30 protein-coding genes and 1 pseudogene are annotated in these 26,741 nt (G+C 65.4%); 26 read left to right on the top strand and 5 right to left on the bottom strand.

Annotated features, from left to right (window positions below):
• Window positions 1-33: 33 nt before the first annotated feature.
• The gene (locus AXW83_RS08350) at window positions 34-339 is read right to left on the bottom strand and encodes a hypothetical protein (RefSeq protein WP_066612251.1); all 306 of its coding nucleotides are present in this window, start codon (window positions 337-339) and stop codon (window positions 34-36) included.
• A gap of 105 nt (window positions 340-444) precedes the next feature.
• Complete coding sequence (locus tag AXW83_RS08345) at window positions 445-1,413, bottom strand: Gfo/Idh/MocA family protein (RefSeq protein WP_066612249.1); 969 nt, start codon at window positions 1,411-1,413, stop codon at window positions 445-447.
• Between the two features lie 158 nt (window positions 1,414-1,571).
• Here AXW83_RS08345 and rsgA point away from each other — a divergent pair, with 158 nt between their 5' ends.
• From rsgA to AXW83_RS08275, 14 genes are all read left to right on the top strand, one after another.
• On the top strand, window positions 1,572-2,591 hold the full coding sequence (gene rsgA / locus AXW83_RS08340) for a ribosome small subunit-dependent GTPase A (protein ID WP_066612247.1): 1,020 nt from the start codon (window positions 1,572-1,574) through the stop codon (window positions 2,589-2,591).
• Between the two features lie 222 nt (window positions 2,592-2,813).
• Complete coding sequence (locus tag AXW83_RS08335) at window positions 2,814-3,728, top strand: LysR family transcriptional regulator (RefSeq protein WP_066612245.1); 915 nt, start codon at window positions 2,814-2,816, stop codon at window positions 3,726-3,728.
• A 91-nt stretch (window positions 3,729-3,819) separates the two neighbouring features.
• Window positions 3,820-4,650 carry an NAD(P)-dependent oxidoreductase gene (locus AXW83_RS08330; RefSeq protein WP_066612243.1) on the top strand — a complete coding sequence of 277 codons (831 nt, stop codon included), beginning with the start codon at window positions 3,820-3,822 and terminating at the stop codon, window positions 4,648-4,650.
• Complete coding sequence (locus tag AXW83_RS08325; protein ID WP_210179656.1) at window positions 4,650-5,636, top strand: Bug family tripartite tricarboxylate transporter substrate binding protein; 987 nt, start codon at window positions 4,650-4,652, stop codon at window positions 5,634-5,636. The genes AXW83_RS08330 and AXW83_RS08325 overlap by 1 nt, the downstream gene beginning before the upstream one ends.
• A gap of 4 nt (window positions 5,637-5,640) precedes the next feature.
• Window positions 5,641-6,759, top strand: a complete 1,119-nt coding sequence (locus AXW83_RS08320) for a 4-oxalomesaconate tautomerase (protein ID WP_066612236.1) — start codon at window positions 5,641-5,643, stop codon at window positions 6,757-6,759.
• Window positions 6,760-6,784: 25 nt separating this feature from the next.
• Window positions 6,785-7,510, top strand: coding sequence for a PIG-L deacetylase family protein (locus AXW83_RS08315; RefSeq protein WP_066612227.1), 726 nt, complete (start codon window positions 6,785-6,787; stop codon window positions 7,508-7,510).
• Window positions 7,507-8,190 (top strand): 4-carboxy-4-hydroxy-2-oxoadipate aldolase/oxaloacetate decarboxylase, encoded by a 684-nt coding sequence (locus AXW83_RS08310; protein ID WP_066612226.1) that lies wholly within the window; start codon window positions 7,507-7,509, stop codon window positions 8,188-8,190. Before AXW83_RS08315 ends, AXW83_RS08310 begins: the two co-directional genes overlap by 4 nt.
• Window positions 8,191-8,245: 55 nt before the next feature.
• Window positions 8,246-9,421, top strand: a complete 1,176-nt coding sequence (locus tag AXW83_RS08305; protein WP_066620136.1) for an ABC transporter substrate-binding protein — start codon at window positions 8,246-8,248, stop codon at window positions 9,419-9,421.
• Window positions 9,422-9,452: 31 nt separating this feature from the next.
• A complete protein-coding gene (locus AXW83_RS08300) occupies window positions 9,453-10,310 on the top strand; it encodes a branched-chain amino acid ABC transporter permease (protein ID WP_066612225.1) in 858 nt (285 codons plus the stop codon).
• Complete coding sequence (locus AXW83_RS08295; protein WP_066612224.1) at window positions 10,307-11,314, top strand: branched-chain amino acid ABC transporter permease; 1,008 nt, start codon at window positions 10,307-10,309, stop codon at window positions 11,312-11,314. Before AXW83_RS08300 ends, AXW83_RS08295 begins: the two co-directional genes overlap by 4 nt.
• Window positions 11,311-12,063 carry an ABC transporter ATP-binding protein gene (locus tag AXW83_RS08290; protein WP_066612223.1) on the top strand — a complete coding sequence of 251 codons (753 nt, stop codon included), beginning with the start codon at window positions 11,311-11,313 and terminating at the stop codon, window positions 12,061-12,063. The genes AXW83_RS08295 and AXW83_RS08290 overlap by 4 nt, the downstream gene beginning before the upstream one ends.
• Window positions 12,064-12,073: 10 nt before the next feature.
• Complete coding sequence (locus AXW83_RS08285; protein ID WP_066612221.1) at window positions 12,074-12,784, top strand: ABC transporter ATP-binding protein; 711 nt, start codon at window positions 12,074-12,076, stop codon at window positions 12,782-12,784.
• A gap of 25 nt (window positions 12,785-12,809) precedes the next feature.
• A complete protein-coding gene (locus AXW83_RS08280; RefSeq protein ID WP_066612219.1) occupies window positions 12,810-13,919 on the top strand; it encodes a 5-methyltetrahydropteroyltriglutamate--homocysteine S-methyltransferase in 1,110 nt (369 codons plus the stop codon).
• A complete protein-coding gene (locus AXW83_RS08275) occupies window positions 13,916-14,869 on the top strand; it encodes a VOC family protein (RefSeq protein WP_066612217.1) in 954 nt (317 codons plus the stop codon). The genes AXW83_RS08280 and AXW83_RS08275 overlap by 4 nt, the downstream gene beginning before the upstream one ends.
• Window positions 14,870-15,016: 147 nt before the next feature.
• On the opposite strand, the gene pcaQ is transcribed toward AXW83_RS08275, so the two are convergent.
• Complete coding sequence (pcaQ, locus tag AXW83_RS08270) at window positions 15,017-15,943, bottom strand: pca operon transcription factor PcaQ (RefSeq protein ID WP_066620132.1); 927 nt, start codon at window positions 15,941-15,943, stop codon at window positions 15,017-15,019.
• A 105-nt stretch (window positions 15,944-16,048) separates the two neighbouring features.
• Between pcaQ and pcaD the strand changes: the two genes are divergently transcribed.
• From pcaD to AXW83_RS08235, 7 genes and pseudogenes are all read left to right on the top strand, one after another.
• On the top strand, window positions 16,049-16,852 hold the full coding sequence (gene pcaD, locus AXW83_RS08265; protein ID WP_066612214.1) for a 3-oxoadipate enol-lactonase: 804 nt from the start codon (window positions 16,049-16,051) through the stop codon (window positions 16,850-16,852).
• Window positions 16,839-17,249, top strand: coding sequence for a 4-carboxymuconolactone decarboxylase (gene pcaC, locus AXW83_RS08260; protein ID WP_066612213.1), 411 nt, complete (start codon window positions 16,839-16,841; stop codon window positions 17,247-17,249). The genes pcaD and pcaC overlap by 14 nt, the downstream gene beginning before the upstream one ends.
• A gap of 191 nt (window positions 17,250-17,440) precedes the next feature.
• Window positions 17,441-18,151 carry a CoA transferase subunit A gene (locus AXW83_RS08255; protein WP_066612212.1) on the top strand — a complete coding sequence of 237 codons (711 nt, stop codon included), beginning with the start codon at window positions 17,441-17,443 and terminating at the stop codon, window positions 18,149-18,151.
• Entirely contained in the window at window positions 18,151-18,813 is a 663-nt protein-coding gene (locus AXW83_RS08250) for a 3-oxoacid CoA-transferase subunit B (RefSeq protein WP_066612211.1), read from the top strand. Before AXW83_RS08255 ends, AXW83_RS08250 begins: the two co-directional genes overlap by 1 nt.
• Window positions 18,810-19,529, top strand: coding sequence for a protocatechuate 3,4-dioxygenase subunit beta (gene pcaH, locus AXW83_RS08245; protein WP_066612210.1), 720 nt, complete (start codon window positions 18,810-18,812; stop codon window positions 19,527-19,529). The genes AXW83_RS08250 and pcaH overlap by 4 nt, the downstream gene beginning before the upstream one ends.
• Complete coding sequence (gene pcaG, locus AXW83_RS08240; protein ID WP_066612208.1) at window positions 19,513-20,214, top strand: protocatechuate 3,4-dioxygenase subunit alpha; 702 nt, start codon at window positions 19,513-19,515, stop codon at window positions 20,212-20,214. Before pcaH ends, pcaG begins: the two co-directional genes overlap by 17 nt.
• A 38-nt stretch (window positions 20,215-20,252) precedes the next feature.
• Window positions 20,253-21,038 (top strand): annotated as a pseudogene (locus AXW83_RS08235) (lyase family protein); the annotation flags it as partial.
• A 353-nt stretch (window positions 21,039-21,391) separates the two neighbouring features.
• Here AXW83_RS08235 and AXW83_RS08230 read toward each other — a convergent pair.
• A complete protein-coding gene (locus tag AXW83_RS08230; protein ID WP_066612204.1) occupies window positions 21,392-22,081 on the bottom strand; it encodes a GntR family transcriptional regulator in 690 nt (229 codons plus the stop codon).
• 220 nt (window positions 22,082-22,301) lie between these two features.
• Between AXW83_RS08230 and aroQ the strand changes: the two genes are divergently transcribed.
• Window positions 22,302-22,745, top strand: coding sequence for a type II 3-dehydroquinate dehydratase (aroQ, locus tag AXW83_RS08225; protein WP_066620129.1), 444 nt, complete (start codon window positions 22,302-22,304; stop codon window positions 22,743-22,745).
• 63 nt (window positions 22,746-22,808) lie between these two features.
• On the opposite strand, the gene AXW83_RS08220 is transcribed toward aroQ, so the two are convergent.
• Window positions 22,809-23,480 carry a TetR/AcrR family transcriptional regulator gene (locus tag AXW83_RS08220; protein ID WP_066612202.1) on the bottom strand — a complete coding sequence of 224 codons (672 nt, stop codon included), beginning with the start codon at window positions 23,478-23,480 and terminating at the stop codon, window positions 22,809-22,811.
• Between the two features lie 221 nt (window positions 23,481-23,701).
• Here AXW83_RS08220 and AXW83_RS08215 point away from each other — a divergent pair, with 221 nt between their 5' ends.
• The 4 genes from AXW83_RS08215 (at window position 23,702) to AXW83_RS08200 (ending at window position 26,721) form a co-directional block, all read left to right on the top strand.
• Entirely contained in the window at window positions 23,702-24,370 is a 669-nt protein-coding gene (locus AXW83_RS08215; protein ID WP_066612198.1) for an amino acid ABC transporter permease, read from the top strand.
• A gap of 10 nt (window positions 24,371-24,380) precedes the next feature.
• Window positions 24,381-25,022, top strand: a complete 642-nt coding sequence (locus tag AXW83_RS08210) for an amino acid ABC transporter permease (RefSeq protein ID WP_066612196.1) — start codon at window positions 24,381-24,383, stop codon at window positions 25,020-25,022.
• Between the two features lie 62 nt (window positions 25,023-25,084).
• Window positions 25,085-25,918: a transporter substrate-binding domain-containing protein gene (locus AXW83_RS08205; protein ID WP_066620127.1), complete on the top strand. Its 834-nt coding sequence runs from the start codon at window positions 25,085-25,087 to the stop codon at window positions 25,916-25,918.
• 29 nt (window positions 25,919-25,947) lie between these two features.
• Window positions 25,948-26,721 carry an amino acid ABC transporter ATP-binding protein gene (locus AXW83_RS08200; protein ID WP_442855228.1) on the top strand — a complete coding sequence of 258 codons (774 nt, stop codon included), beginning with the start codon at window positions 25,948-25,950 and terminating at the stop codon, window positions 26,719-26,721.
• Window positions 26,722-26,741 lie beyond the last annotated feature (20 nt).

The following is a 26,741-nucleotide window of genomic DNA, read 5'->3' as shown; positions in this document are numbered from 1 at the left end:
GGCCGGCCCGATCGATCCAGGCGCAGCCGTGCCTCATTTCGGCGCGGCCATCTCCAGGCAGGTCAGAACCTGGACATAGCTCGGCGGGCCGACGAGCCTCGCGCCTTCCACACAGGTGCCTCGGTTCGAGACCGGGAAGGCGGTCCAGTGCTGCTGGAGCGAAACCTGCGCCTGCCGCTCGTCGTCGCGGCAGCTCTGGTTGGGCCGGCCAACGCCGGTTGCCGGCTCGTTGGCCTGCCGGCAGGTCTGCTCGATGTCGAAGCGCGGCGGACCGTCGGCGACGGGCAAAACCATGCCGCTGGACAGGGACGCTGCGATGAGACCGGTGAGGATGATCATGGCGTGACACTCCGTGGACGACGCCCCACTCGCATAACGCGAGGCTCGATTTCGGCGTTCCATGCGTAGGGCGCGGTTCGGATCGGCGCGTCGATCACGCCCGGCTCAGCCCGTCAGGATCGCCTCGACGATCTCCTGCACCGCGAGCGCCGCGGCGAGCGTCGCGAGATGGTGCGGCTCGCCGCGCGCCATCTGGACCACGCCTTCGAGCTGGCGCTTCAGCGAGATCGGGCGGGCCTGTTCGTTGGGGAGCGCGCCCTCCGCCGGCTGCCAGTCGCCGTCCGCCATGCGGCGCTCGGCGATCGACCAGTCGCGCAGCCTGACGGCGCCCTGGTCGCCTTCCAGCATCCAGATGTTGTGGTCGTCCTTCGTCGTCGTACCGACGCCGCCGGTCAGCCCGACCGGGATTTCGCCGGCCCTGAGGCTGGCTTCGATGGCGCGTTCGGAGCGATCCGGATCGGGGAAGGAGGCGCCGGCGGCAAGCCCGTGCAGCGGGCCGACGAGCCTGCGGGTCAGGAAGAGAAAATGCGAGACGACCTCGCGCGTGAAGCCGCCCTGGATCCTGCGGTCGAGCCAGCCTGCCGCGTCGGCCTGCCAGGGGCGCGGCCAGGTGGCGAAGGCGACCTCGATCGTCACGCGCTCGACCTTGCCGACCATGCCCTGCGCGATCCAGTCCTGCAACGTCGCCACCGCAAGCGAGGAGGCGAATGGAAAGTTGACGGCGCCGCGGCCTCCCGCCTCCGCGACGAAGGCGCGGGCGTCGGCGACATCGACCGCCAGCGGTTTTTCGCAGAAGACTGTCTTGCCGGCGGCCAGCGCCGCGCGGGCATGGCCGAGATGCGAGGCGGGCGGCGAGGCGACATAGACGCAGTCGCTGCTGGCGATCAGCGCCGCCGCATCGGTCTGGCGCGGCACGGAAGGTAGCGCGACCGCGATGCGCGCCATGGCCTCGACCGAGGGGTCCCAGATCCCGGCGACGCGCAGCTGGTCCGGCGACTGATCGAGGATCGCGCGCAGCAGCCGCTCGCCCATGATGCCGGCGCCGATGATTCCGATGGAGATAGGGCTTGGCATGGGCGTCAGCTTTCGCGCTTGCGTGGGCAGGGCAGGGTTCCTGTCTGCGGCTGCGCCGCGATCGAGTCCAGTCGTCCGTGCCGGCTGGACTTGCCAGCGTGGCAAAAGCCCGCTCTAGCATCGCGGATGGGACCGAGACTTCAGCGCCGGGCGAGATCGTGAGCGAGAACGAAGCCGCGCCGTCTCTTGCCGCGCCGTCTCTTGCCGCATTGGGCTGGCAGGCTTTCTTCGCCGAGCAGTGCGAGCCCGACGAAGCCGGGCTCGTGCCGGCGCGCGTCGCCACCGTGCATCGCGCCCGGATGACGGCGATCGCGACGACGGGGCCGATCAGGCTGGTGCTGCCCGTCCATGCCCGGACCGGCGATTTCACCGTCGGCGACTGGGTGCTGGTCGAGCCCGGCTCCGACCTGCTGGTCCGCCGGCTGGAGCGCAGGACGGTACTGGCGCGGCGCACCGAGGGCGGCACGTCGCCGCAAGCGGCAGGGGCCAATATCGACACGCTGTTCATTGTCACCTCCTGCAATGCCGATTTCAACGCCGCCCGGCTGGAGCGCTATCTGGCGCTGGTCAATGAGAGCGGCGCCGAGCCGGTGATCCTGCTGACCAAGGCCGATCTCGCCGAGGATGTGGAGGCCTATCGCGAGCAGGCCGCGGCACTGCAGCGGGGGCTTGCCGTGGTGGTGGTGAACCCGCGCGCGGCGGATGCGGCGGTTGCCCTCCAGCCCTGGTGCGGGGAGGGGCGCACCGTGGCCCTGGTCGGCTCGTCTGGCGTCGGCAAATCGACGCTGGTGAATGCGCTGGCGGGCCATGTCGACGGCGAGCCGCAGCAGACCGGCGAGATCCGCGAACACGATGCAAAAGGCCGCCACACCACGACCGCGCGTTCGCTGCACGCCATCGCCGGGGGCGGCTGGGTGATCGATACGCCGGGCATGCGCACGCTCCATGTCAGCGACGCGGCCGGGGGGCTGGAGACGCTGTTCGCCGAAATCACCGAGCTCGCCCCGTCCTGCCGCTTTCGCGACTGCACCCATGAGCACGAGCCCGGCTGCGCCGTGCAGGCGGCAGTGGCGAGCGGCGCGATCGACCCCGAACGGTTGGCACGCTGGCGCAAGCTCGGTGCGGAGAACAAGGCGAAGACGCCGTCGCCGAGCGGGGCGCGGGGGAAGAGAAGATAGGCGATGTGCGGCATCTCCACCCTCTCAGACCCGGCTTCGTGAATGGTATCCATCCGGCAGAGTGGTTCTCGTGCTCTGCAAGTCCTGCCTGTGCATTTTGCGTATCTCATTACCTTGCTTCTGTCGGCGTATCCTCACCTCTGAGATCGGGTAGTCATCGGCACCGATGCTGACCGGCGTCTGGAATCTCGCAATCGGCCACGTAAAACGCTAGCGTGCCTGATGCGCGCGGACGTCCTCGGCTTGCAGGCCTTTATCAGTATCGCGGAGCGCGGCAGTTTTCGCGCTGCAGCGTCGCATCTGAACTTGTCCCAGACAGCGCTCAGCCATCGTGTACGCAAGTTGGAAGAGTCGCTCGGTACGCCGCTCTTACTGCGGACCACTCGCCAGGTTTCGCTGACCGCTGCCGGCACGACGTTGTTGCCGCGTGCACGGCGGATCTTCGAGGATCTCGGATCGGCGATCAACGAGGTCAGGGTCGACGTGCACGCGGCCGACGAGCAGGTTGCGGTCGGGTGCCTGCCGACCGTGGCCGTGCATTGCATGCCGTCAGTGATCGCGGCCTTCGCCAGGCGCCATCCAGGCATCGGCGTCCGGGTCCATGACAATTCGGCCTCTGAGATCGCCGACAAGGTCCAGTCGGGCGAGGCGGAGTTTGGCGTCACCATCGTCGCGGCGAACCGCTGGGATCTCGAACTCAAGCCGATCGTCAAGGAGCCCTTCGTTCTGGTCAGCCATCGCAGCATGCCGCTCGCCGGGGCGACATCGCTGACTTGGGCGCAGCTGCAGGACGAACCATTGGTGCGCATCAGTGCCGAGACCGGCAATCGCATCCTGATAGACGATGCACTGGGTGCCCGGCGCGAGGCATTGACGTGGCGCTACGAGGTTCAGCGCGTCGTGACCGCGGTCAGCCTGGTGCGCTCGGGTATCGGCTATGCGATCGTGCCTCAGCTCGCGCTCGATGTGGTCGATGTCGGCGAACTGGTCGCGATCCCTTTGCGCTCGCCGGCCATTTCACGAACCCTCGGCATCATCACCCGCAAGACCGTGCCGTTGCGCCCGGCGGCGCGCGATCTACTGTCGCTGCTGAGCCAGGCGCTGAAGCGCAGCGTTACGCCGCGGAGAGATGAATGAAAGTAATCAATCGCTGCATTCTTATCATTTGATGAGAGAATGAGCCTGGGCCACCCTTGCTGTGGGAAGAAACGCACAGGGAGGCGCGACGATGGCTGGTCCAGCACCGGCGACGATCGCATTCATCGGGTTCGGTGAAGTCGGGCAGACCTTCGCTCGCGGGCTGCTGGCCAATGGCGCGGCCGGTATCTGCGCTTATGACATGCTGTTCGGCAGCGAAGCGGGTCGACGGCTGGAGGATGCGGCCCGGGCGATCGGCGTCGGTTGCGCCGCGTCGCCGGAAGCACTCGGCCCGGATGCCCGTTTCGTCTTCTCGGCCGTCACGGCCGATCGGGCCGAGGCGGTGGCGATCGAGGCTGCCGCCTGGCTGAGGCCCGGGCAAATCTTCGTCGATGTGAATTCCGCCGCGCCCTCGACCAAGCAGAGAGCGGCCAAAGCGGTCGAGGCCAGCGGCGCGGATTATATCGAGGCGGCGGTGATGGCGCCGGTGATGAAACCCGGCCTCAAGGTCTCGATCCTGGCCGGCGGCCCGAAGGCACAATCGGCCGCCGAGGAGCTCAACGCGCTGGGCATGAATCTGACGCCGGTTTCCGCGGTCGTCGGTCGAGCTTCGGCGATGAAACTCTGCCGCAGCATCGTGATCAAGGGCCTCGAGACGCTGATGGTCGATTGCTCCGCGGCCTGCGAGGCCTGGGACGTCAAGGACCCCGTCTTCGCCAGTCTGCACGCGACGTTCCCCTCGATCGAATTCCACGCGCTCGCCGCCGACATGCGGGAACGCGTCGCGACACATGGCATGCGCCGGGCGGCCGAAATGCGCGAGTCAGCGGAGATGCTGGCGGCGGCCGGAATCGACCCCGGCCTTGCTCACGCGGTTGCCGACGCCCAGCAGCGCGGCGCCCGCAGCAAGGGAGATGCATGATGACTCTCGACCGTCGCTCGCTTCTCACTGGCCTGGGGGTGGCCAGCCTATCCGGTCTTGGCCCCGCACGTGCGCAACCGGCATGGCCCAGCCAGGTCATCCGGATCGTCGTGCCCTTCACGCCGGGCGGCAGTACGGATGTCCTGGCCCGGTTGATCGCCAGCAAACTGGAGCAGGCCATTCCCGGCAAGGGCCTTGTGATCGAAAATCGCCCCGGCGCGGGCGGCATGACCGCCTCGGGACAGGTCGCGAAGGCGGAGCCCGACGGCCACACCCTGATGATGGGCCATATCGGCACGCTCGCCTTCGCGCCCTCGCTTTATGCCCATGTGCCCTATGATCCGGTCAAGGACTTCCAGCCGGTCGCGCTTGTCGCGATGGTGCCCAACATCCTGGCGATAAATCCCAGGCTGCCGGTCAGAAACCTGGCGGAATTCGTCGCCTATGCCAAGGCGAACCCCGGCAAGCTGAACTACAGTTCCGGCGGCCAGGGCAGCGCGGCCCATATCGCGACCGCCTATCTGAACTACCGCGCCGGCATCGAGGCGGTTCATGTGCCTTACCGGGGCACCTCTCCTTCCGTGACCGACCTCGTCGCCGGCAACGTCCAGTTCACGCTGACGGGTGGGCCGGCCGTTCTGCCGCTGGCCGAGGGCGGGCAACTCAGGGTGCTCGGCGTCGCGAGCCGCGAACGGGCCGGATTTGCGCCGGACCTGCCGACGCTGGCCGAGGGCGGCCTAAAGGATTTCGAGGCCGTGCAATGGTATGGGTTCGTGGCGCCGGCGGGGACGCCGGCCCCGATCGTGGAGAGGCTCAACCGCGAGATCAACACCCTGCTGAGCCAGCCGGAATTCGCAGCGGCGCTGGCCCGCGACGGCGCGATCTCCCGCCCGGAAACGCCAGAGGGCTTCGGAAAGCTGATCGGCTCGGAGCTTGCGCTCTGGCGCGACGTGATCACCCGCGCCGGCATCAAGGCGTCGGAGTGAGGCGATGAGCCAGATCGCAGTCCCCTGTATGCTGATCCGGGGCGGCACCTCGAAGGGCGCCTATTTCCTCAGGGACGATCTGCCGGCGGATGTCGCCCTGCGTGATGCCTTTCTGCTGGCAGTGATGGGTTCGCCGGACAAGCGCCAGGTCGACGGGCTCGGTGGCGCCCATCCCCTGACCAGCAAGGTCGCGATCGTCTCAGCATCCAGCGAGCCCGGCTGCGATATCGATTTCCTGTTCGCGCAGGTCGGGGTCGAGACGGCATCCGTCGATACGACGCCAAACTGCGGCAATATTCTTGCCGGGATCGGGCCCTTTGCACTGGCGCGCGGGCTGGTGACTGCGAATGGCGCGCGCACGACGGTCCGGGTTCGCACGGTCAATACTGGCACCGTCGCAGATCTGACGATGGACACGCGCGATGGCGAGGCGAGCGCCGAAGGCCCTGCACGCATCGATGGCGTGCCGGGAACCTCGGCGCCGATCGATATCGGTTTTCTCAATGCGGAGGGTTCGGTCTGCGGGGCCTTGTTGCCAACGGGGCATGTCGTGGACGAGATCGAGGGCGTGCCCTGTACGCTGATCGACAACGGCATGCCGGTCATCGTGATGCGGGCGGCGGATGTCGGGCGGACCGGCTATGAGTCGCGCGATCAACTCGATAGCGACATGGACCTCAAGCAGCGTATCGAGCGCATCCGCCTCGCTGCGGGCCCGCTGATGAATCTCGGTGACGTCTCGAAGAAGGTCGTGCCGAAAATAGCTCTTGTCGCGTCGCCGGTCGCCGGCGGGGCGATCTGCACGCGAAGCTTCATCCCGCATGAATGCCACGCCTCGATTGGCGTCTTTGCCGCGGTGACGGTGGCGACCGCCGCGGCGCTGCCCGGTTCGCCGGCGGCGGCCGTCGCAGTCATGCCGCAAGGGCGGGAGCGCGCGCTGTCGGTGGAGCATCCGACCGGCGAGTTCACCGTGACGCTGACGGTCGGCGGCACGATCGAGCACCCGCTGGTCGAGCGGGCCGGGCTGCTGCGCACCGCGCGCATCCTGATCGAGGGCCGCGCCTTCGTGCCGGTCAGCATCATGGCAGCCCAACCTGGCGCGATCCGTTCCGCCGCCGAATGAGAAGACGAGAGGGAACCCAGCTCCCATGACGAGCCTGCAGAAAACAGGGCTGGTGATCACGGCGCACCCCGGCGATTTCGTCTGGCGCGCCGGTGGCGCCATCGCACTGCATGCGAAGCGCGGCATGCGCGTCAAGATCCTCTGCCTGTCCTATGGCGAGCGCGGCGAGAGCCAGTTCGCCTGGAAGAAGGCGGGCGTGCGCATGGAAGACGTCAAGGCGCAGCGCCGCGACGAAGCCGAGCGGGCGGCGGCCGTGCTGGGCGCCGAGATCGAGTTCATGGATGCGGGCGATTATCCGCTGCGCACGACCGAAGCGATGCTCGACCGGGCGATCGATCTTTTCCACGAGCTCGGCCCCAGCTTCGTCCTGACCCACGCTCTCGAAGACCCCTACAATGTCGACCATCCTGAGGCGGCGCGCCTCGCCCAGGAGGCACGCATCATCGCCCAGGCGGCCGGCCACAAGCCCGATCCGGAGCGGGCCTACGCGGCTCCTCCGGTCTTCCTGTTCGAACCGCACCAGCCCGAGCAGTGCAACTTCAAGCCCAATGTGATCCTCAACATCGACGAGGTCTGGGAGATCAAACGCAAGGCGTTCGAGGTTCTCGCCGCCCAGAAGCATCTCTGGGAATACTATACCCGCGTCGCGCTGAACCGAGGCATGCAGGGCGGCCGCAACTCCGGCAAGGCCATGACCTATGGCGAGGCCTATCAGCGGCTCTTTCCCGAAGCGCTGGAGATACTGGCATGAACCCCGTCGTCATCCGTACCAGCAAGCGCGCAGCATCCGCCGACATCGCGACGCTGGCCGAGGTCGGCGTCTCGACGACGCATGAGGCGATGGGCCGGAGCGGCCTGATGAAGCCCTATATGCGGCCGATCTTTGCGGGGGCCCAGATCGCCGGCAACGCCGTCACGGTCCTCGCCCAACCCGGCGACAACTGGATGATCCATGTCGCGATCGAACAGGTCAAGCCCGGCGACGTGCTCGTCGTCGCCTGCACGACCGACAACACCGACGGCATGTTCGGCGATCTGCTGGCGACGTCGCTCAAGGCGCGCGGCGGCATCGCGCTCGTCATCGATGCCGGGGTGCGCGACGTGCGCATTCTCACCGAAATGGGCTTCCCGGTCTGGTCGCGCGCGATCTCGGCCAAAGGCACGGTCAAGGCGACGCCGGGCTCAGTCAACGTGCCGGTGGTTTGCGCCGGCGCGCTCGTTCATCCCGGCGACGTCATCGTCGCCGATGATGACGGTGTCGTGGTCGTGCCACGGCTCGATGCCGAGGCCGTCGCCGCCGCCGCGATCAAGCGCGAGGCGAACGAGGAGGACAAACGCCGCAGGCTTGCCTTTGGCGAACTCGGGCTGGACATGTACGCTATGCGCGAAGGCCTCGCCAAGGCCGGGCTGATCTATCGCGACGACGAATAAGCAGAGCAAGCCCCGCCAAGGGGATCAAAACAACACGATCGGGAGGAATATGGACATGACGCATCGCAGGACGGTTCTGGGTGGAATTCTCGGCCTCGCTCTGGCGGTCTCGGCTGGAGGCGCGGTACTGGCGCAGGACGCGGTCAAGATCGGCCTGATCTTGCCGATGACCGGCCCCTTCGCTTCGACCGGCCGGCAGATCGACGCGGCGGTGAAGCTGTTCCTCGCAAAGGAAGGCCCGGTCCATGGCGGTCGCAAGCTGGAGGTCATTCTCAAGGACGATGCCGGCAATGCCGACGCCACTCGCCGGTTCGCTCAAGAACTGGTCGTAAACGACAAGGTCGCGGTGCTCGCCGGCTTCGGCCTGACACCGCTCGCCATGGCGACGGCGCCGATCGCGACGCAGGCGAAAGTGCCGCAGGTGGTGATGGCGGCCGCGACCGCGACGATCACCGAGGCCTCGCCCTATATCGTGCGGACGTCCTTCACGCTGCCGCAGGCGTCGGAGCCGATGGCGGACTGGGCGGCTGGCAACAGCATCAAGAAGGTCTTTACGGTCGTGACCGATTACGGGCCGGGGATCGATGCAGAAACCTCCTTTGCCGCCAAGTTCAAGGGAGCGGGCGGCACCGTCGAGAGCGTGCGCGTGCCGCTGCGCAATCCCGATTTCGCACCCTTCCTGCAGCGTGTCTCCGAAGCGAAGCCTGACGCGCTCTTCGTCTTCGTGCCGTCGGGGATCGGCGCGCAGTTCATGAAGCAGTTCGTCGAGCGAGGGCTGGACAAGGCGGGCGTCAAGCTGATCGGACCCGGCGACGTGGTCGATGACGACATCCTCGACGGCATCGGCGACGTCGCGATCGGCGCCATCACGACGCACCATTATTCCGCCCGGCACGACAGCCCGGCGAACAAGGCCTATGTCGAGGCCTTCCAGAAGGCCAATCCCGGCATGCGCCCGAACTTCATGTCGGTCGGCGGCTATGACGGCATGCGGCTGATCACCGAGGCGCTGAAGAAGACCGGCGGCGACACCGAGGGTGACAAGCTGATCGCGGCGATGAAGGGCGCGGCCTGGGAAAGCCCGCGCGGGCCGATCTCGATCGACCCCGATACGCGCGACATCATTCAGAACGTCTATGTCCGCAAGACCGAAAAGGTCGGCTCCGAACTCTACAATGTCGAGTTCGCGACCATCCCGAACGTCAAGGACCCGGTGAAGGCGCGCAAGTGAGGAGCGTGCCGGCCAGCCCGGATCACCGCACATGCTGACCATCCTGTTCGACGGCATCGCCTACGGGATGGTGCTCTTCGTGCTTGGCTGCGGGCTGTCCGTGACGATGGGGTTGATGAATTTCGTCAACCTCGCCCACGGCGCTTTCGCGATGCTCGGCGGTTATGTCGCGGTGGCCGCGATGCAAAGGCTCGGCCTGCCGTTCCTGGCCAGCCTGCCGCTCGCTTTCCTCGTGGCGGCGCTGGTCGGGATCGTGCTGGAGCGGCTGATCTACCGGCCGATGTACGCCAAGAGCCATCTCGACCAGGTGATGTTTTCGATTGGCCTCGTCTTCATGGCGGTGGCAGGCACCGACTGGCTGATGGGTTCCGGCCAGCAGTTCATCCGGTTGCCGGCCTGGCTGCAGGGGCGTTTTGAAATCGCCGGCATCGGCATCGGCCGCTACAGGCTGTTCGTCATCGCAGTATGCGGGCTGCTCGCGGTCTCGCTGCAATGGGGCTTCACGCGCACGCGTTTCGGCAGCCGGCTGCGTGCCTCCGTCGACGACGCCCGCGTGGCGCGCGGGCTCGGCATTCCGGTCACCCGTCTCTTCGCGCTGACCTTCGCACTGGGCTCCGGGCTCGCCGGCCTGGGCGGCGCGCTCGGCATCGAACTGATGGGGCTGGATCCCACATTCCCGCTGAAGTTCATGATCTACTTCCTGATCGTCGTCACGGTCGGCGGAACCTCCAGCATCACCGGCCCATTCTTCGCCGCCATGCTGCTCGGCGTCGCCGACGTCGTCGGCAAGTATCTCGTTCCGCAGGTCGGCGCCTTCATCATCTACGCGCTGATGGTGGTGCTGCTGATCACCCGGCCGCATGGGCTGTTCGCGAGGGCGCGCGCATGACGACGCCCGCTTTCGAGACCCGTGTCCGCCAGGCGCTGTTTGCCTCGCGCCGCTGGCATCCGGCCGAGATCGCCTTCTGGCTGGTCGCCTTCGGGGCGTATCTGGCGTTCCCGCGGCATCTGCTGCTGCTCAACGAGATCGCGATCCTGGCGCTCTTCGCGCTCTCGCTCGACCTGATCCTCGGCTATGCCGGCATCGTCTCGCTCGGCCATGCCGCCTTTCTCGGCATGGGCGCTTATGCGGCCGGGCTCGCGGCAAAATATGTCACCGCCGATCCGCTGGCCGGGCTTGCCGTCGGCATGGGCGCGGCGGGATTGCTCAGCCTCGTCACCAGCCCTCTCGTCTTGCGTGGCACCGACCTGACGCGGCTCATGATCACACTCGGGGTCGCGCTCATCCTCTACGAGCTGGCCAATTCCTTCAGCGCGCTCACCGGTGGCGCAGATGGCTTGCAGGGCATCGTGATGGCGCCGGTCCTGGGCCTTTTCGATTTCGACATCTTCGGCCGCACGGCGTATTTCTATTCGCTCAGCGTTCTGTTTTTGCTGTTCCTGACCGCGCGACGCGTGACGAACTCGCCCTTCGGTCTCGGCCTGCGCGCGATCCGCGACAATCCCCTGCGCGCCTCGGCCTCGGGCGTGCCGAACGGGTGGCGCCTCGCCGCCGCCTACACGCTGGCCGCGGCCTATGCCGGGGCCGCGGGTGCGCTGCTTGCCCAGACCACGCAGTTCGTCTCGCTCGACGTGCTCGATTTCCACCGCTCCGCCGACCTGATGCTCGTGCTGATCATCGGCGGCGCCGGCTATCTCTATGGCGGGCTCATCGGCGCGATCGCCTTCAAGCTGTTGCAGGATGCGATCGCGACCTTCACCCCGCAATACTGGATGTTCTGGATCGGGCTTTTCCTGGTGCTGTTCGTGCTCGGCGGCCGCGAGCTGATCCATGGCGCTGTCAAGGCCACGGCCTCACGCTTTGCGCGCCTCGGCAAGGGGCCCGCGCGATGAATGCGGCGCTCCAGACCTTCGACCTGTGCAAGAGTTTTGGCGGCATCGTCGCGACCGACCATGTCGATTTCACACTGGCGAAGGGCGCACGCCATGCGCTGATCGGGCCCAACGGCGCCGGCAAGACCACTTTCATCAACCAGCTCACCGGTGTCCTGAAACCGAGCTCGGGGCGCATCGAGCTGATGGGCGAGGACATCACGAGGCTGGTGCGCGAGGCGCGGGTCAAGCGCGGGCTGGCGCGCACCTTCCAGATCAACCAGCTCTTCGCGACCATGACGCCGCTCGAAATGATCGCGCTCGTCACCTCCGAGCGGCTCGGCCGCGGTGCCGACCCGTTCCGGGCGCTTGATCGCGACACCGAGCTCGTGACGCAGACGGCCGAGATCCTGTCCCGCTTCAAGCTCGACGACATCATGGACCGGAGCATCTCAACGCTCCCCTATGGCAAGCAGCGCCAGATCGAGATCGCTGCGGCCTTCGCGGCGAAGCCCTCCGTTCTGCTGCTCGACGAGCCGGCTGCCGGCGTCCCGGAGGCCGAACGCCGCGAGTTGATGGAGATGGTCGGCTCGCTGCCGGACGACGTCTCCGTGCTGCTGATCGAGCACGACATGGACCTGGTCTTCCGCTTCGCGACGCGCATCACCGTGCTGGTCAACGGTCGCATCCTGGCGGAGGGGACGCCGGACGACATGGCACGCGATCCAGCCGTCCGGCATGCCTATCTCGGCGAGGGCGCCCATGTCTGAACTTGCACCCATGTCTGAACTGCTTCGGATCGAAAAGCTGAGCGCCGGCTATGGCGAGGCACAGGTGCTGTTCGACATCGACCTGACCCTGGCCGAGGGGCATTCGCTCGCGCTGCTCGGGCGCAACGGTGTCGGCAAGACGACCCTGGTCAACAGCATCATCGGCGTCACGCGCCGCCGGGGCGGGCGTATCATGCTGGCCGGACGTGATCTCACATCCGCTTCGCCGGAGCAGCGCGCCCATGCCGGCATCGGCTGGGCCCCGCAGGAGCGAAATATCTTCAAGTCACTGACCGTGCTGGAGAACTTGACGGCTGTCGCGCGGCCCGGCCCGTGGGATGCCGCCCGCGTCTTTCGCATGTTCCCGCGCCTCGCGGAGCGCAAGGGCAATCTCGGCAACCAGCTCTCCGGTGGCGAACAGCAGATGCTGGCGATCGGTCGCGCCTTGATGCTGAACCCAAGGCTGCTGCTTCTCGACGAGCCGACCGAGGGGCTCGCCCCGATCATCGTCGAGGAACTGCTCAAGGCGCTGAAGATCCTCTTCCGCGAGGAAGGGCTCGCGGCCATCGTCATCGAGCAGCACGCCCGCAAGATCCTCGAACTGACGGACGACGCCATCGTCCTCGAACGCGGTCGCGTGGTGCTGGCTGAGCGCAGTGCTACCCTTCTGCGTGAGCCGGAACGGCTCGAACATCACCTCGGCCTCGCCGCCGCAGCCTGAAAACCAGAAACCAGGAGGAATTCACATGACCTCGAGACAGAAGCCACCCTTCCGCGGCGACATGGTGGGCAGCCTGCTGCGCAGCACACCGGTCAAGGACGCTCGCGCCAAGGCAGCAGCCGGCGAGATCAGCCCGGCCGAACTGACCGCGATCGAGGACGAGGAGATCCGCAAGCTCGTCCGCAAGCAGGAGGACATCGGTCTGCAGGCCGTCACGGACGGCGAGTATCGCCGCGCCTTCTGGCATTTCGACTTCCTTGAAGCCCTGACCGGCGTCACCGGCTACGATTCCGATTCAGGCATCCAGTTCAAGGGCGTCGCAACCAAGGCGCGCGGCATTCGTGTCACCGGCAAGCTCGATTTCCCCGACGACCACCCGCATCTCGCGCATTTCAGGTTCCTCGCCTCGGTCACCAGCCGGGTGCCGAAGATGACGATCCCGAGCCCGTCGATGCTGCATTACCGCGGCGGGCGGAAAGCGATCGACGCCAGCGCCTACTACAGGATGGAGGATTACTACGACGACCTCGGCAAGGCCTACGCCAAGGCGATCAAGGCCTTCTACGACGCCGGCTGCCGCTATCTGCAACTCGACGACACCAGCCTGTCCTATTTCTGCGATCCCGAGCAGCGCAAGATGCTGGCGGAGCGCGGCGACGACCCCGACAAGCTGATCTTCATCTATCGCGACATCCTGAACGCCGCGCTCAAAGCCAAGCCGGCCGACATGGCGATCACCACCCACACCTGCCGCGGCAACTTCAAGTCGACCTTCATCGCTTCGGGCGGCTACGAGCCCGTCGCCGACATGGTCTTCAACCAGATCGATGTCGACGGCTATTTCATGGAGTGGGACGACGACCGCTCCGGCGGCTTCGAGCCGCTTCGCTTCCTGCCGAAGGGCGACAAGCAGGTCGTGCTCGGTCTCGTGACATCCAAATTCGGCACTGTCGAAAGCAAGGACAACCTCAAGCGCCGGATCGAGGAGGCCGCGAAATTCGCTGCCCTCGACCAGCTCTGCCTGTCGCCGCAATGTGGGTTCGCCTCGACCGAGGAAGGCAATGTGCTGGCCGAGGACGAGCAATGGGCCAAGCTCTCGCGCATCCTCGAGGTCGCGAAGGAAGTCTGGGGATGAGCGACGAGCCCTGCTTCGACATCGCCCATCTCGGCCATGTCGAGCTTTTCACCGACAAGCCCGGGGCGAGCCTCGATTTCTTCGTGAACATTTTCGGGCTGACCGAGAGCGGGCGCGAGGGCGATTCGGTCTATCTGCGTGCCTGGGACGATTACGAGTTTCACACACTGAAGCTCACGGCCTCGAACAGGACCGGTGTCGGCCATATCGGATACCGCGCGACCAGCGGGCCTGCGCTGCTGCGGCGTGTCGCGGTGATCGAGGCGATGGGCGCCGGCATGGGCTGGGTCGAGGGCGATCTTGGCCATGGCCGCGCCTATCGCTTCCGCGATCCCGACGACCATGTCTTCGAAATCTATTTCGACACCCGCAAATACGAAGCGCCGGAGAGTGAGCGGCCGGCGCTGAAGAACCAGGCGCAACGCAACCATGGCCGCGGCTGCGCGGTGCGCCGGCTCGACCATCTCAACCTGCTGGCGCAGGACGTCGCCGTGATCCGCGAGTTCATGCCGAAAGCGCTGGGCAGCCGCGTGACCGAGCAGATCGTGCTCGATTCAGGCGAGGTCGGCGGCTGCTGGTTCACCGTCAACAACAAGAGCTACGACATCGCCTATACGCGCGACCATACGAGCGCGCGCGGGCGCTTCCATCACGTTACCTACGCAGTCGATCAGCGCGAACACATCCTGGAAGCTGCCGACCTTTTTCTTGAGCATGGCGTTTTCATCGAGACGGGACCGCACAAGCATGCGGTGCAGCAGACCTTCTTCCTCTATGTCTACGAGCCGGCCGGCAACCGCGTCGAGATCGCCAATGCGGGAGCACGTCTGATCCTCGATCCAGACTGGCAGACCGTGACCTGGACGGAAGCCGAGCGCAAGAAGGGCCAGGCCTGGGGGCTGAAGACGATCGAAAGCTTCCACACCCACGGCACACCGCCGCATCTCTAAGCATGCCTTGCGCTCGGCCACGGCGGAAAGCGGACATTACGCAGGCGATGCTTACGTCACATCGCGGCTACGCGGACCCAGTGACGCCAGAGACGAGTTCCACCTCGCTGCAGCCCGAAACCTCGCGGATATGTCCCAGGCTCCGTTTCAACTTATCGCGCCCAACCGATGCGGAGCGGACGCCGTTCGCAACGCTTGCGCGACGACGGCGAGCGACGGATTGGCCCCGATCTCATCGGCGCGGGTCGTGATTCCGACCGGGCCCTGGGTATCGCGGGTATCGACCCTCAGAAGAGCCAGAAGGCCGAGCGTCAGATCGTCGTCGACGACACCGACCGAGATGATCCAGACGGCGTCCGATATCCGCACATATCGGCGCCCAAACGCCATCGACACTGTCTCGATCTGATCAGAGATCCGGCCGACGCCATTCGCGAACAGAAAGGCATCGACGGTCGGACGGATGACCGAGCGCGGAGGTGGCATGAGGACCGGGAAGTCGCGCAGACGCCGGATGTCGAACGCCGCGTTCAAACCGGGATGATCCGGCCGCACGACGAAGGCGAGCGGCTCGGAGTAGAGCTGTTCGAAGGAAAACCCGGTCATGCGCTCGGGCCCGGCGAAGCGGCCGACGACCAAATCCAGTTCGCCGCTCCGCAATTGGCTGAGCAGAACGTCGTTGTCGCCGGTGACAATGCGCAACGTTGGACGAAACTGCTGCGATTTGAGCAGTTTCATTGCCTCCGGCATGGTGCGCGCGGACGCGGTGGGCAGCACGCCGATCCGCAGCAGGTGCTGGCTCTCGACCGATCGCACACTGTCGATCCCGCGCCGCAGCGCGGAGAGGCTGGCTTCCGCATGGTGCAAAAACACCTCTCCTGCGGCGGACAGGGCAAGGACGCGTCCACTCCGGTCGAACAGGCGCGCGTCCAGAATGTCTTCGAGTTCCCGCAAGGTCTTCGAGATCGCGGGTTGGGTCACGGTCAGCGCATCAGCCGCTGCGGTGACGCTGCCGCGATGGATGACCTCGAGAAATGCTGTGATGTGTCTCAGGCGGACACGGGCATCGATCATCACATAACCCATGCGTTATGAATTACAGCATATTTCTTATTTGGCATAACCTGAAGTCGTGGCTATAGCCAATCTGAATCCAGCAGACACCGGGGCAGTGCGGCCGTGCAGTGCGTTCTCTCGAATGGCATCGTCCATCATTACCGGGACGACGGCGCGCGGGGTGGGGACGCGATCGTCTTCATCAACTCGCTGGGAACCGATCTGCGCGTCTGGGACGCCGTGGCGCCCGCCTATCAAAACAACCACCGCGTCATTCGCTACGACAAGCGCGGGCACGGGCTTTCCGGCCTCGGGCCGGACGAGGCGACGATCGATCAGTTCGCTGGGGATCTCGACGAACTGCTGGGTGAACTCGCGGTCGAGCGCGCGACGATCGTCGGTCTGTCGATCGGCGGGCTGATCGCGCTCGGCCTGTATGCCCGGTCGCCGCAGCGGGTGCGGTCTCTGTTTTTCGCCGACACCGCCCACCGGATCGGTGATGCGAACACCTGGAACAGCCGCATTGCCACAGTGCTCGCCGACGGATTGGATACAATCGCGGATCCCATCCTGGAGCGCTGGTTCACGCCGGGCTTCCGCAAGCGATCGCCCGTCGAACTGGCCGGCTGGCGCAACATGCTCGTGCGAACACCCGCGCGCGGCTACGCCACGGCCTGCGCGGCGATCCGCGACGCGGATTTCACCGAGACCGCCCGGCGCGTCGCAGTTCCCGCGACCTGCGTGGTCGGCGATCAGGATGGATCGACACCGGTCACCTTGGTCGAGGCCTTCGCCGGTCTTGTCCCGCAGGCGCATTTCTCGATCATCGCCGATGCAGGGCATTTGCCAGGGGTGGAGCAGCCCGCCGCCTTCATCGGTGAACTGAACGCACATCTTGCAAGGGAAGCCGCGAATGCCCGATCATAGCGAGCGGTACCAGATTGGCATGGCTACACGGCGGGCGGTGCTCGGCGACGCGCATGTCGATCGTGCCGCCGGTAACATGACGCCCTTCGATACCCCCTTCCAGGAGTTCATTACCGAAGGCGCCTGGGGAACGGTATGGTCGCGGCCAGGGCTGACCAGGCGCGAGCGCTCGATCATCACGATCGCCTTGCTGGCGGCTCTGGGCCACGATGAGGAGGTCGCCATGCATGTCCGCGCTACAGCCAATACCGGCGCGACCCAGGCCGATGTTCAGGAAGCGCTGATGCATGTCGCCGTCTATGCCGGCGTACCGGCGGCAAACCGCGCCTACAAGATCTGCAAGGAGGCCTTCTCGACAATGGTTTCCTCTCCGACCGCTGGCGTCGACCGGACATGAGCGAAGCCTTCATCTGCGGCTATGTCCGTACGCCGATCGGGCGCTTCGGCGGCAGCGTCTCCTCCATCCGGGCGGATGATCTCTGAGCCAAGGGCATCGCCATTGCGCTGGAGCGAGCTTGAATTCAAGAAGGTCCGAAGAGACGAACCGCTCATCGCGGAAAGATCTCGGACATGACAGGGTAGGACATCATGGCTGGCAAGATTTACGACAGTCCGGCGGCGGCCCTCGAAGGGCTTCTCTTCGATGGAATGACGATCATGTCAGGCGGCTTCGGCCTGTCGGGCAATCCCGAGAGCCTGATCCCCGAGATCCGGAAGGCGGGCGTCAAGGAGCTGACGGTGATCTCGAACAATGCCGGGGCCGACGGTTTCGGGCTGTGGATGCTGCTCGAAAGCCGCCAGATCAAAAAGATGATCGCGTCCTATGTCGGTGAGAACAAGCTGTTCGAACAGCAATATCTCGCAGGCGAACTCGAACTGGAGCTCAATCCGCAGGGCACGCTGGCCGAGCGCATCCGCGCGGGCGGCGCCGGCATCCCGGCTTTCTACACCAGGACGGGCGTCGGCACTGTCGTCGCCGAGGGCAAGCCGGTCGAGGAGTTCGAGGGCCAGCTCTATGTCCGTGAGACCTGGCTGCGTGCCGATCTCGCCATCGTCAAGGCCTGGAAGGCCGACACCGCCGGCAATCTCGTCTACCGGCGCACGGCGCGCAACTTCAACCCGAACATGGCGACCGCCGGCAAGGTGACCGTGGTCGAGGTCGAGGAGATCGTGCCCGTCGGCTCGCTCGATCCGGAGGCGATCCACACGCCAGGCATCTATGTCGACCGCATCATCAAGAGCACGATCAACGAGAAGCGCATCGAGAAGCTGACCGAGCGCAAGAGGGAGGCAGCCTGATGGCCTGGACCCGCGAAGAGGTCGCCGCCCGCGCGGCCAGGGAGCTGAAGGACGGCTTCTACGTCAATCTCGGCATCGGCATCCCGACGCTGGTGGCAAACTACATTCCCGACGGCGTCGACGTGACGCTGCAGTCGGAAAACGGCCTGCTCGGGATCGGCCCCTTTCCCTATGAGGGCGAGGCCGATCCCGATCTGATCAATGCCGGCAAGCAGACCATCACGATCCTGCCGAGCTCGAGCTTCTTCTCCTCGGCCGACAGCTTCGCGATGATCCGCGGCGGCCATATCGACCTGACCATCCTCGGCGCCATGGAAGTGGCCGCCAATGGCGACATCGCCAACTGGACCATCCCCGGCAAGATGGTGAAGGGCATGGGGGGCGCCATGGACCTTGTCGCAGGCGTCAAGAAAGTCATCGTCGTGATGGACCACGCCAACAAGGCCGGCGAATCCAAGGTGCTCGAGCGCTGCACCCTGCCGCTGACGGGTGCTGGCGTCGTCGACCTGATCGTGACCGACCTTTGCGTCATGGCTTGCGACAAGGTGAAGGGCGGCCTGACCCTGATCGAAATCGCCCCTGGCGTCGATCTCGCCGAGATCAAGGCGAAAACCGGCGCTGCCTTCGCGGTTTTGCCCTCGCTCCAGGAGCGGGCGGCGTGAGCCTGATCCTGCCTTATTCGCGAGAGGATGCGGGCGCTCCCCCTTCGCTCGTGCCGGACTATCGCTCGACCGTGCCGCGCAGCCCACGGCTGGCGCCGATCGCGGTGCCGCAGACGCTCACCGAGATCACGGGTCCCAGCAACGCCTGGCCGAAGCTGATGGGCGGCGCCATGGCCGACCTGACGACCCAGCACAAGGGCGAGCCGCAAGGCCAGCGCATCGTCGTCACCGGCCGCGTGCTCGACGAGCAAGGCCGGCCGGTGCCCAACACGGTCGTCGAGGTCTGGCAGGCCAATGCGGCTGGCCGCTATATCCATGGCAAGGACGACTGGCCGGCCCCGCTCGACCCGAACTTCACCGGCGCCGGCCGCATCTTCACCGATGCCGAGGGTCGCTATCGCTATGTCACGATCCGCCCCGGCGCCTATCCCTGGGGCAATCACAAGAACGCCTGGCGTCCCGCCCATATCCATCTTTCGCTACTCGGGCCGGCCTTCGCCACGCGGCTGGTCACGCAAATGTACTTTCCCGACGACCCGCTGATCGAGATCGATCCGATCGCGAACGCCGTGCCGATGCCTTATCGCCAGCGCATGATCGCCCGCTTCGACATCGGCACGACGGTGCCGAACTGGGCGCTCGGCTACAATTTCGACATCGTGCTGCGGGGCCGCGACCAGACCCCGTTCGAGGACGACCATGACGACGACCACTGACCTCGAAACACGCAATGCCGCGCCGCGCCAGGACAACCAGGATCCGGCGCTGTTCGGCCAGACGCCGTCGCAGACTGTAGGTCCTTATTTCCACTACGGCCTTCCCTGGAAGGGCGGCGCCGACCTGGTCGGTGTCTCGGAAATGGGCGCGCGGCCCGACCTGATGCCGCCGGAGCATTACCTGCTGGGCGCCTCCGGCGTCACCGGCACGCCTCGAGGCGAGGTCATCACGGTGGCCGGCTGCGTCTATGACGGAGACGGCGCCCCCATCCCCGACGCGATGATCGAGATCTGGCAGGCCAATGCCGCCGGTCGCTATGCCAGCGGAGATGATGACCGCGACGACGTTGCGCTGGACCCGAACTTCGTCGGGTTCGGCCGCGCTTCGACCGACGCCCAGGGCATCTACCGCTTCCGCACCATCCGCCCCGGCCGCGTGCCCGGCCCCGGCAATACGCTACAGGCACCGCATCTCGCCGTTTCGGTCTTCGGACGCGGCCTGATCAAGCGGTTGCCGACACGACTCTACTTCGCCGATGGCGAGGGCAACGACGTTGATCCGATTCTTTCTCTCGTCCCTGTGGACCGGCGCGAGACTCTCATCGCGAAGCGCAAGCCCGACGAGACCTGGTGGCTCGACATCGTCCTTCAGGGCGAGAACGAAACCGTGTTCTTCGATCTGTGAGCCAGCACCTCAGAACCCGTCCGGCCACGACGCCGGCCATGCTCGCGGTCTTCGACGATGCGGCGACGCTGCGCCATGCGCTGGCGTTCGAAGCGGAACTCGCCCGCGCGCAAGCGGCCGAGGGCGTGATCGCGGCAGCCGATGCGCAGGCCATCGCCGCAGCCTGTGCCGGCTTTGCAGTCGATCCGGCTCTGCTCGCCGACGAGGCAGCGCTGGCGGGCACGCTCGCCATTCCCCTGGTCAAGCGCCTGCGCGCGACATTGTCCGGCACCGCAGCAGCCGATCTGCACAAAAGCGCGACCAGCCAGGACGTCGCCGATACGGTCCTGGCCTGCCAGATCAGGCAGGCGCACGCCCTACTGCGCGGTGATCTCGACAGGATTTTTGCGGCCTTGACGAAGCATTCAAGCGGCCATGCCGCCACGCCTGCTGTCGGGCGTACGCTTTTGCAGGATGCCCTGCCGATCGGCTTTGGTCTGCGGATCGCGCAATGGCAGGCGGGTATCGCCGCGGCAGCGCTAAGGCTCGACCACGAGGTCGCTCTATCTGCGCGGGTCCAGCTCGGCGGTGCCGCCGGCACACGCGCCGGGATGGCTGGGAAGGGGGCGCAGATCGCGGAGCGTCTTGCGCTGGCGCTGCACATCGCGGCGGGCGCTCCCTGGCACGCGAACCGGGGCGGCATCGCAGCGATCGCGGCGGCTCTCGCGATCCTGATCGGAGCGCTTGGAAAGATGGCGCGCGATGTCGCGCTGCTGGCACAGAATGCGGTCGGCGAAGCGCGCGAGCCGGCAATTCCAGGGCGTGGCGGATCTTCTGCGATGGCGCATAAGCGCAACCCCACGGGCTGCCAGATCGCGCTATCGGCGGCGTTGCGCGCACCCGGCCTCGTCTCCAGCATCCTGTCGGGCTTGCCTGCCGAGGAGGAACGCGGTCTCGGTGGGTGGCAGGCCGAAGGACCGGCGCTGACCGACCTTTTCCTGCTCGCGGCGGGCAGTGCCGAGGCGATGGCGGGCGTTGCCGAAGGTCTTGAAATCGACGAGGCCGCGATCACCGCCAATCTCGCCGCTGCGGCGATTGGCGACGACATCGGGGAAAGCGTTGCCATCGTCGCTGAACTGGTGGCCCGCGCTTCCCAGACTTGATTAACAGATCCAGGAGCTGCCCAGCGTTCGGGAATTCAGAGCAGCCGGTTCTGAAAGGCGAAGTCGAGACAGCCCTGGATATGGCGGCCCAGAACTTCCTGTGCCCGGTCTGCATCGCGCTTCAACGCGCATTCCAGCAAGACGCGATGCTCGTCGGCCGCCACGGCTCCACGGAAAATCACGAAGACCATCTGATAGCGCAAATAGCGGTCATATATGCCGGAATGGAGGTGGAGCAGGGCCTTCGATCCACATGCCGACACAAGGGCCTGATGGAATTCCCAGTCGTAGCGTTTCCATTGCTGTGTGCGCGAGACGTCGCCGGACAGCAGTCCCGCTTCCAGCCGGGCCAGCTTGTGATGGGCCGACACGACGCGGCCCTCCCATTCCATGTCGCCCGCCAGGAACGACTTCGCCAGAGCGTCCTTCTCGATCAGCAGGCGCAGGGCCGCGATCTCCCGCAGATCCTCGGCCGAGCAGGCTGCGACCTGGAAGCCGCGTTGTCCCTCCGCGGTGACAAGCCCCTCGGGCGTCAGGCGGCTGAAGATCTCGCGCAGCGTGCTGACGCTGACGCCATAAAGCGGCCGCAGCTTTTCGAGCGTCAGGCGCTGCCCGGGCCGCAGCTTGCCGAAGACGATGTCCGAGCGGATCCGCTCATAGGCCTGCTCGCCGGCCGAGGCGAAGGAGCCGTCCGTACCACCGAACTCGATTGCCGCTTCCGCCATCCTGCCAGTCCGTGCCCTGAGCGATTCCATTGCCGACACTACGCGCTTTCCGGGCCGCGAGACAGATCGACGCCGCCGGACATCGTATCAACTAAAGATCATCATATGAAAAATGGAATCTCGGTTGATGCTGATTTCGGCCGATGTTATCCGGATAGGCAAGCTGGGCAACCGGCGCGATCAAATCTCTGCCAAAAGGGCCGCTCCGGGAGAAATGCCAATGACGAACCGCATCTATGTCCTGAACGGGCCCAATCTGAATCTGCTCGGCCAGCGCGAACCTGCCGTCTACGGCAGGACGACGCTGGACGAGATTCGCGAGCGCTGCGCCGCGAAGGCCGCGACACTGGCCTTCGAGATCGAGTTCCGGCAGACCAATTTCGAGGGGACTTTGGTCGAGAGCGTGCATGAGGCGCGCGAAAAGGCGTGCGGAATCATCATCAATCCCGCCGGCTACACCTTCACCTCGATTGCGCTGCTCGACTCTCTAAAGATGTTCGATGGCCCGAAGATCGAGCTGCACATCTCGAACGTCCATGCGCGCGAGAGCATTTATCATAACTCGCTGATCTCCCGAACCGCGACGGGCGTCATCCTCGGCTTCGGCGCGGCCGGCTATGAACTGGCGATCCAGGCGATGGCCGGCCTGGTCAAGCGGGACTGACGGCGCCCGCCCATGCAACGTCCACACTCCAGAGCCGAACCGCCGCCGCTCCGGCTGGCGCCCTTAGCGGCAGAGCATACGCAGCACCGTATCAATCGCGCTCAGGCGGCGGCGGACACGCGCCTCTGGCGCAGCCATGTCGTAGCCGAAAACCTGCCTGATGCTGGCCTGGTTGGAAACGTTGTAGAAGCTGAGCGCGCTGATCGTGAGATGGATGTCGATCGGGTCGAGCCCGTCGCGAAAGACGCCCTCGTCGATACCGCGCACATAGACGCTTCCGATCATCTCGATGGCCGAGAGGTTGAGCTCGGTGATTTTGCGGGACGTCTCCAGGTGCCGCGCATGATGGATGTTTTCCACCATGACGAGCCGGACGAAATCGGGATTATCGGCGTGATAGTCGAACGTAAACCCGGTCAGGGTCGCGATGGCCTCGCAAGGGGGCAGGGCCGCGAGATCGAGACTGCGCTCGAAAGTGCGGATGCGCGCATACGCCTCTTCGAGCACGGCGCGGTAGAGGCCCTCCTTGTCGCCGAAGTAGTAATAGATCATCCGCTTGCTGGTCGACATGCGCGCGGCGATGTCGTCGACCCTGGCGCCGCTCAGCCCGTTTTCCACGAATTCTTCGCGCGCGACATCGAGAATGTCGCGGCGGACCCCGTCGGGATCCTGCGTCCAGCCCGCCGCCTTGCGCGCTCGGGTGGGCCTTCGAACCACTGCGGACAACTCGTTCATTGCGCGTCTTTCGGCAGGGCTGACCCCGATAGGCCGGTACCGGTCGAAATGGACCGTCCGGTTCAATTGTCTTGACGAATTGGACCGTCTGGTACAATTAGCATGTGGTCATCATTTCGCAAGCTTGGCGAGGCGGTGGCGAAGGCGCCCGCTCAGAGGCGCCGGTGCAGATTTCGGGACTTGGATCGACCCGTTAGAAGGTCGACCGCACGGGAAACGCCATGAACTATACGCTCGATTTCACGCCTGTAGTGGATGGGCTGCCGAACCTGCTGGCGGCCTGCCTTGGCACGCTCGTCCTGGCGCTGGGCGGCATGGCACTCGCCATCGTCATCGGCATCGGCGGCGTGATCCTGCGGGACTCGCGCATCAAGCCAGTGCGCTGGCTGGTGATGGCCTTCGTGGAGTTGATCCGCAACACGCCCTTTCTGGTGCAGATCTTCTTCATCTACTTCGCCTTGCCGCTGGCGGGCCTGCGGCTCGATCCCAATCCGACCGCGATCATCGCTTTGGGCATCAATGGCGGCGCCTATGCCATCGAGATCATTCGCGGCGGCGTGCAGTCGATCGGAAAAGGTCAGATCGAGGCCGGTCTCGCGCTCGGCCTGCACAGGAGCCAAGTATTCCGGCTGATCGTGCTGCGGCCGGCCTTGCGCGCGATCTTTCCGTCTCTCACCAGCCAGTTCGTGCTGTTGACCCTGACCACCAGCGTGGCCTCGGCGATCTCGGCCTATGAACTGACCTCCGTGGCACAGCGGATCGAGTCCGACAGTTTCCGCAGCTTCGAAGTCTACGGCACCGTCACGCTGTTCTACCTCGTGATGTCCTGGCTGATGATGCGCTTTTTCGGGGTCATCTCGTCGCGCTATTTCAGCTACCCGGTGAAGTGAGGAGGTCGTCATGGGAAATAACGAATTCCTCTTCCTTCTGGTCGGGCTGAAATGGACCGTCGCCCTGTCGGCCATCGGTTTCGTCGGCGGCGGCGCGTTCGGGCTCGGTGTGGCGCTGGCGCGTTCCTCGGGCATTCCGCTGCTGGAGCGCATCACCTCGGGCTATATCGCCATCTTCCAGGGCACGCCGCTGCTGATGCAGCTCTTCGTGGTGTATTACGGGCTCGCTCTGATCGGCCTGAAGCTCGATGCCTGGGTCGCGGTGTCGATCGGCTTCACGCTCCATGCCAGCGCCTATCTCGGCGAGATCTGGCGCGGTTCGATCGAGGCGGTGCCGAAAGGCCAGGTCGAGGCGGCCAAGGCGTTGAGCCTGAACTACGTCTCACGGATGAAGGATGTGGTCCTCCCCCAGGCGATCCGCATCTCGCTGCCGGCGACGGTGGGCTTTCTGGTCCAGTTGATCAAGGGCACGTCGCTGGCCGCCATCGTCGGCTTCACCGAGCTCTCGCGGGCCGGCAACATCATCTCGAACCAGATTTTCCAGCCGCTTCTCGTCTTCGGAGTCGTGGGCATCCTCTACTTCGTCATGTGTTGGCCGCTCTCGCTCCTGGGCGCACGGCTGGAACAGCAGCTCGCGGTTGCGACCCGCTGATGAAGGAACAAGACTACCAAACAAAAACAACGTTCAACCAAGGGAGAGAAACGATGACCGATATGAAAAAGAGCCTGCCCAACCGCCGGACACTTCTGCTGGGAGGCGCGGTGGCGCTTGGCGCGCCGAGCCTGATCCTCCGGCCTGCCCTGGCGGTGACGCCGGCGGAGATCAAGTCCAAGGGCAAGATCGTGGTCGGGATCCAGGGCGACAATCCGCCCTGGGGCTTCGTCACCAGCGCCGGCAAGCAGGACGGGCTCGACGCCGACATCGCCGCGCTCTTCGGCAAGGAACTCGGCGTGACCGTCGAGTTCGTTCCGCTCGAGGTCAACAACCGCATTCCCGCGCTGACCACGGGCCGCGTCGACGTGCTCTTCGCCACGATGGCGATGCTGCCCGAGCGCGCCAAGGTGGTGCAGTTCTCCAAGCCTTATGTCGCCAACACGATCGTGCTGATCGGCAAGAAGACCGATACGATCAAGACAAACGAGGACATGGGCAAGTTCACCATCGGCGTCGCCAAGGGTGCAGCCCAGGACACGCAGGTAACCAAGAACGCGCCCGCCAGCACGACCATCCGCCGCTATGACGGCGATGCGCCGTCCATCCAGGCGCTGGTCTCGGGCCAGATCCAGGCGCTGGGCGGCAACATCTTCTACATCCAGCGCATCGAGCAGGCCCGTCCCGGCGAATTCGAGAACAAGCTCGAATTCCAGAACCTCTACAACGGCGCCTGCACCCGCCAGGGCGAGAAGGAAATCAACGCCGCGATCAACAGCTTCATCGACAAGATCAAGGCCAATGGCGAGCTCCAGAAGATCTACGACAAGTGGATGAAGGTGCCGGTGCACAAATTCCCCGACACTCTCGAAGGCATCACCTTCGCAGTCAGTTGAGCCGGGCAGGCCTGAATCGGAGCCTCGACATGACAACCCGGTCCTCGGGCGCGCAAGCCCCACACGACGCCATGATCAGCATGGCGCATGTCGAGAAATGGTATGCCGATTTCCAGGCTCTGACCGACATCAACCTGTCGGTTCGCGCAGGCGAGAAAATCGTCCTGTGCGGACCGTCCGGCTCGGGCAAATCGACGCTGATCCGCTGCATCAACCATCTCGAGCCCTATCAGAAGGGCGAGATCCGGGTCGACGGTACCTTGCTGGGCGGGGACGCCAGAACGATCGACGCGGTGAGACGCGAGATCGGCATGGTCTTCCAGCACTTCAACCTGTTCCCGCACATGACGGTACTGGAAAACTGCATGCTTGCGCCGATGCGTTCGCTCGGCGCGAGCAAGACGCAGGCCGAGGCGACTGCAAGACGTCTTCTCGCCCGCGTCAAGATCCTGGAGCAGGCGGAAAAATATCCGGCTCAGCTCTCCGGCGGGCAGCAGCAGCGGGTCGCGATCGCCCGTGCGCTCTGTATGCAGCCCAAGGTCATGCTGTTCGACGAGCCGACCTCTGCGCTTGATCCCGAGATGGTCAAGGAGGTGCTCGATACCATGATCGGCCTGGCCGAGGAGGGCATGACCATGATCTGCGTTACCCATGAGATGGGCTTCGCCCGGCAGGTCGCCGACCGGATCATCTTCATGGCCGGTGGCGCGATCGTCGAGGAGGCGCCTCCGGTCGAGTTCTTCACCAAGCCCCGTCACGAGCGCACCCGCAAATTTCTGGGTGAAATCCTTCACAAGCATTGACGCCTGAACCAAGCGAGCGA

The sequence above is a fragment of the Bosea sp. PAMC 26642 genome (assembly GCF_001562255.1).
Classification (GTDB): Bacteria; Pseudomonadota; Alphaproteobacteria; order Rhizobiales; family Beijerinckiaceae; genus Allobosea.
Note: the sequence above shows the minus strand (reverse complement) of the source record. Positions and strands in the feature narration are given on the sequence as shown.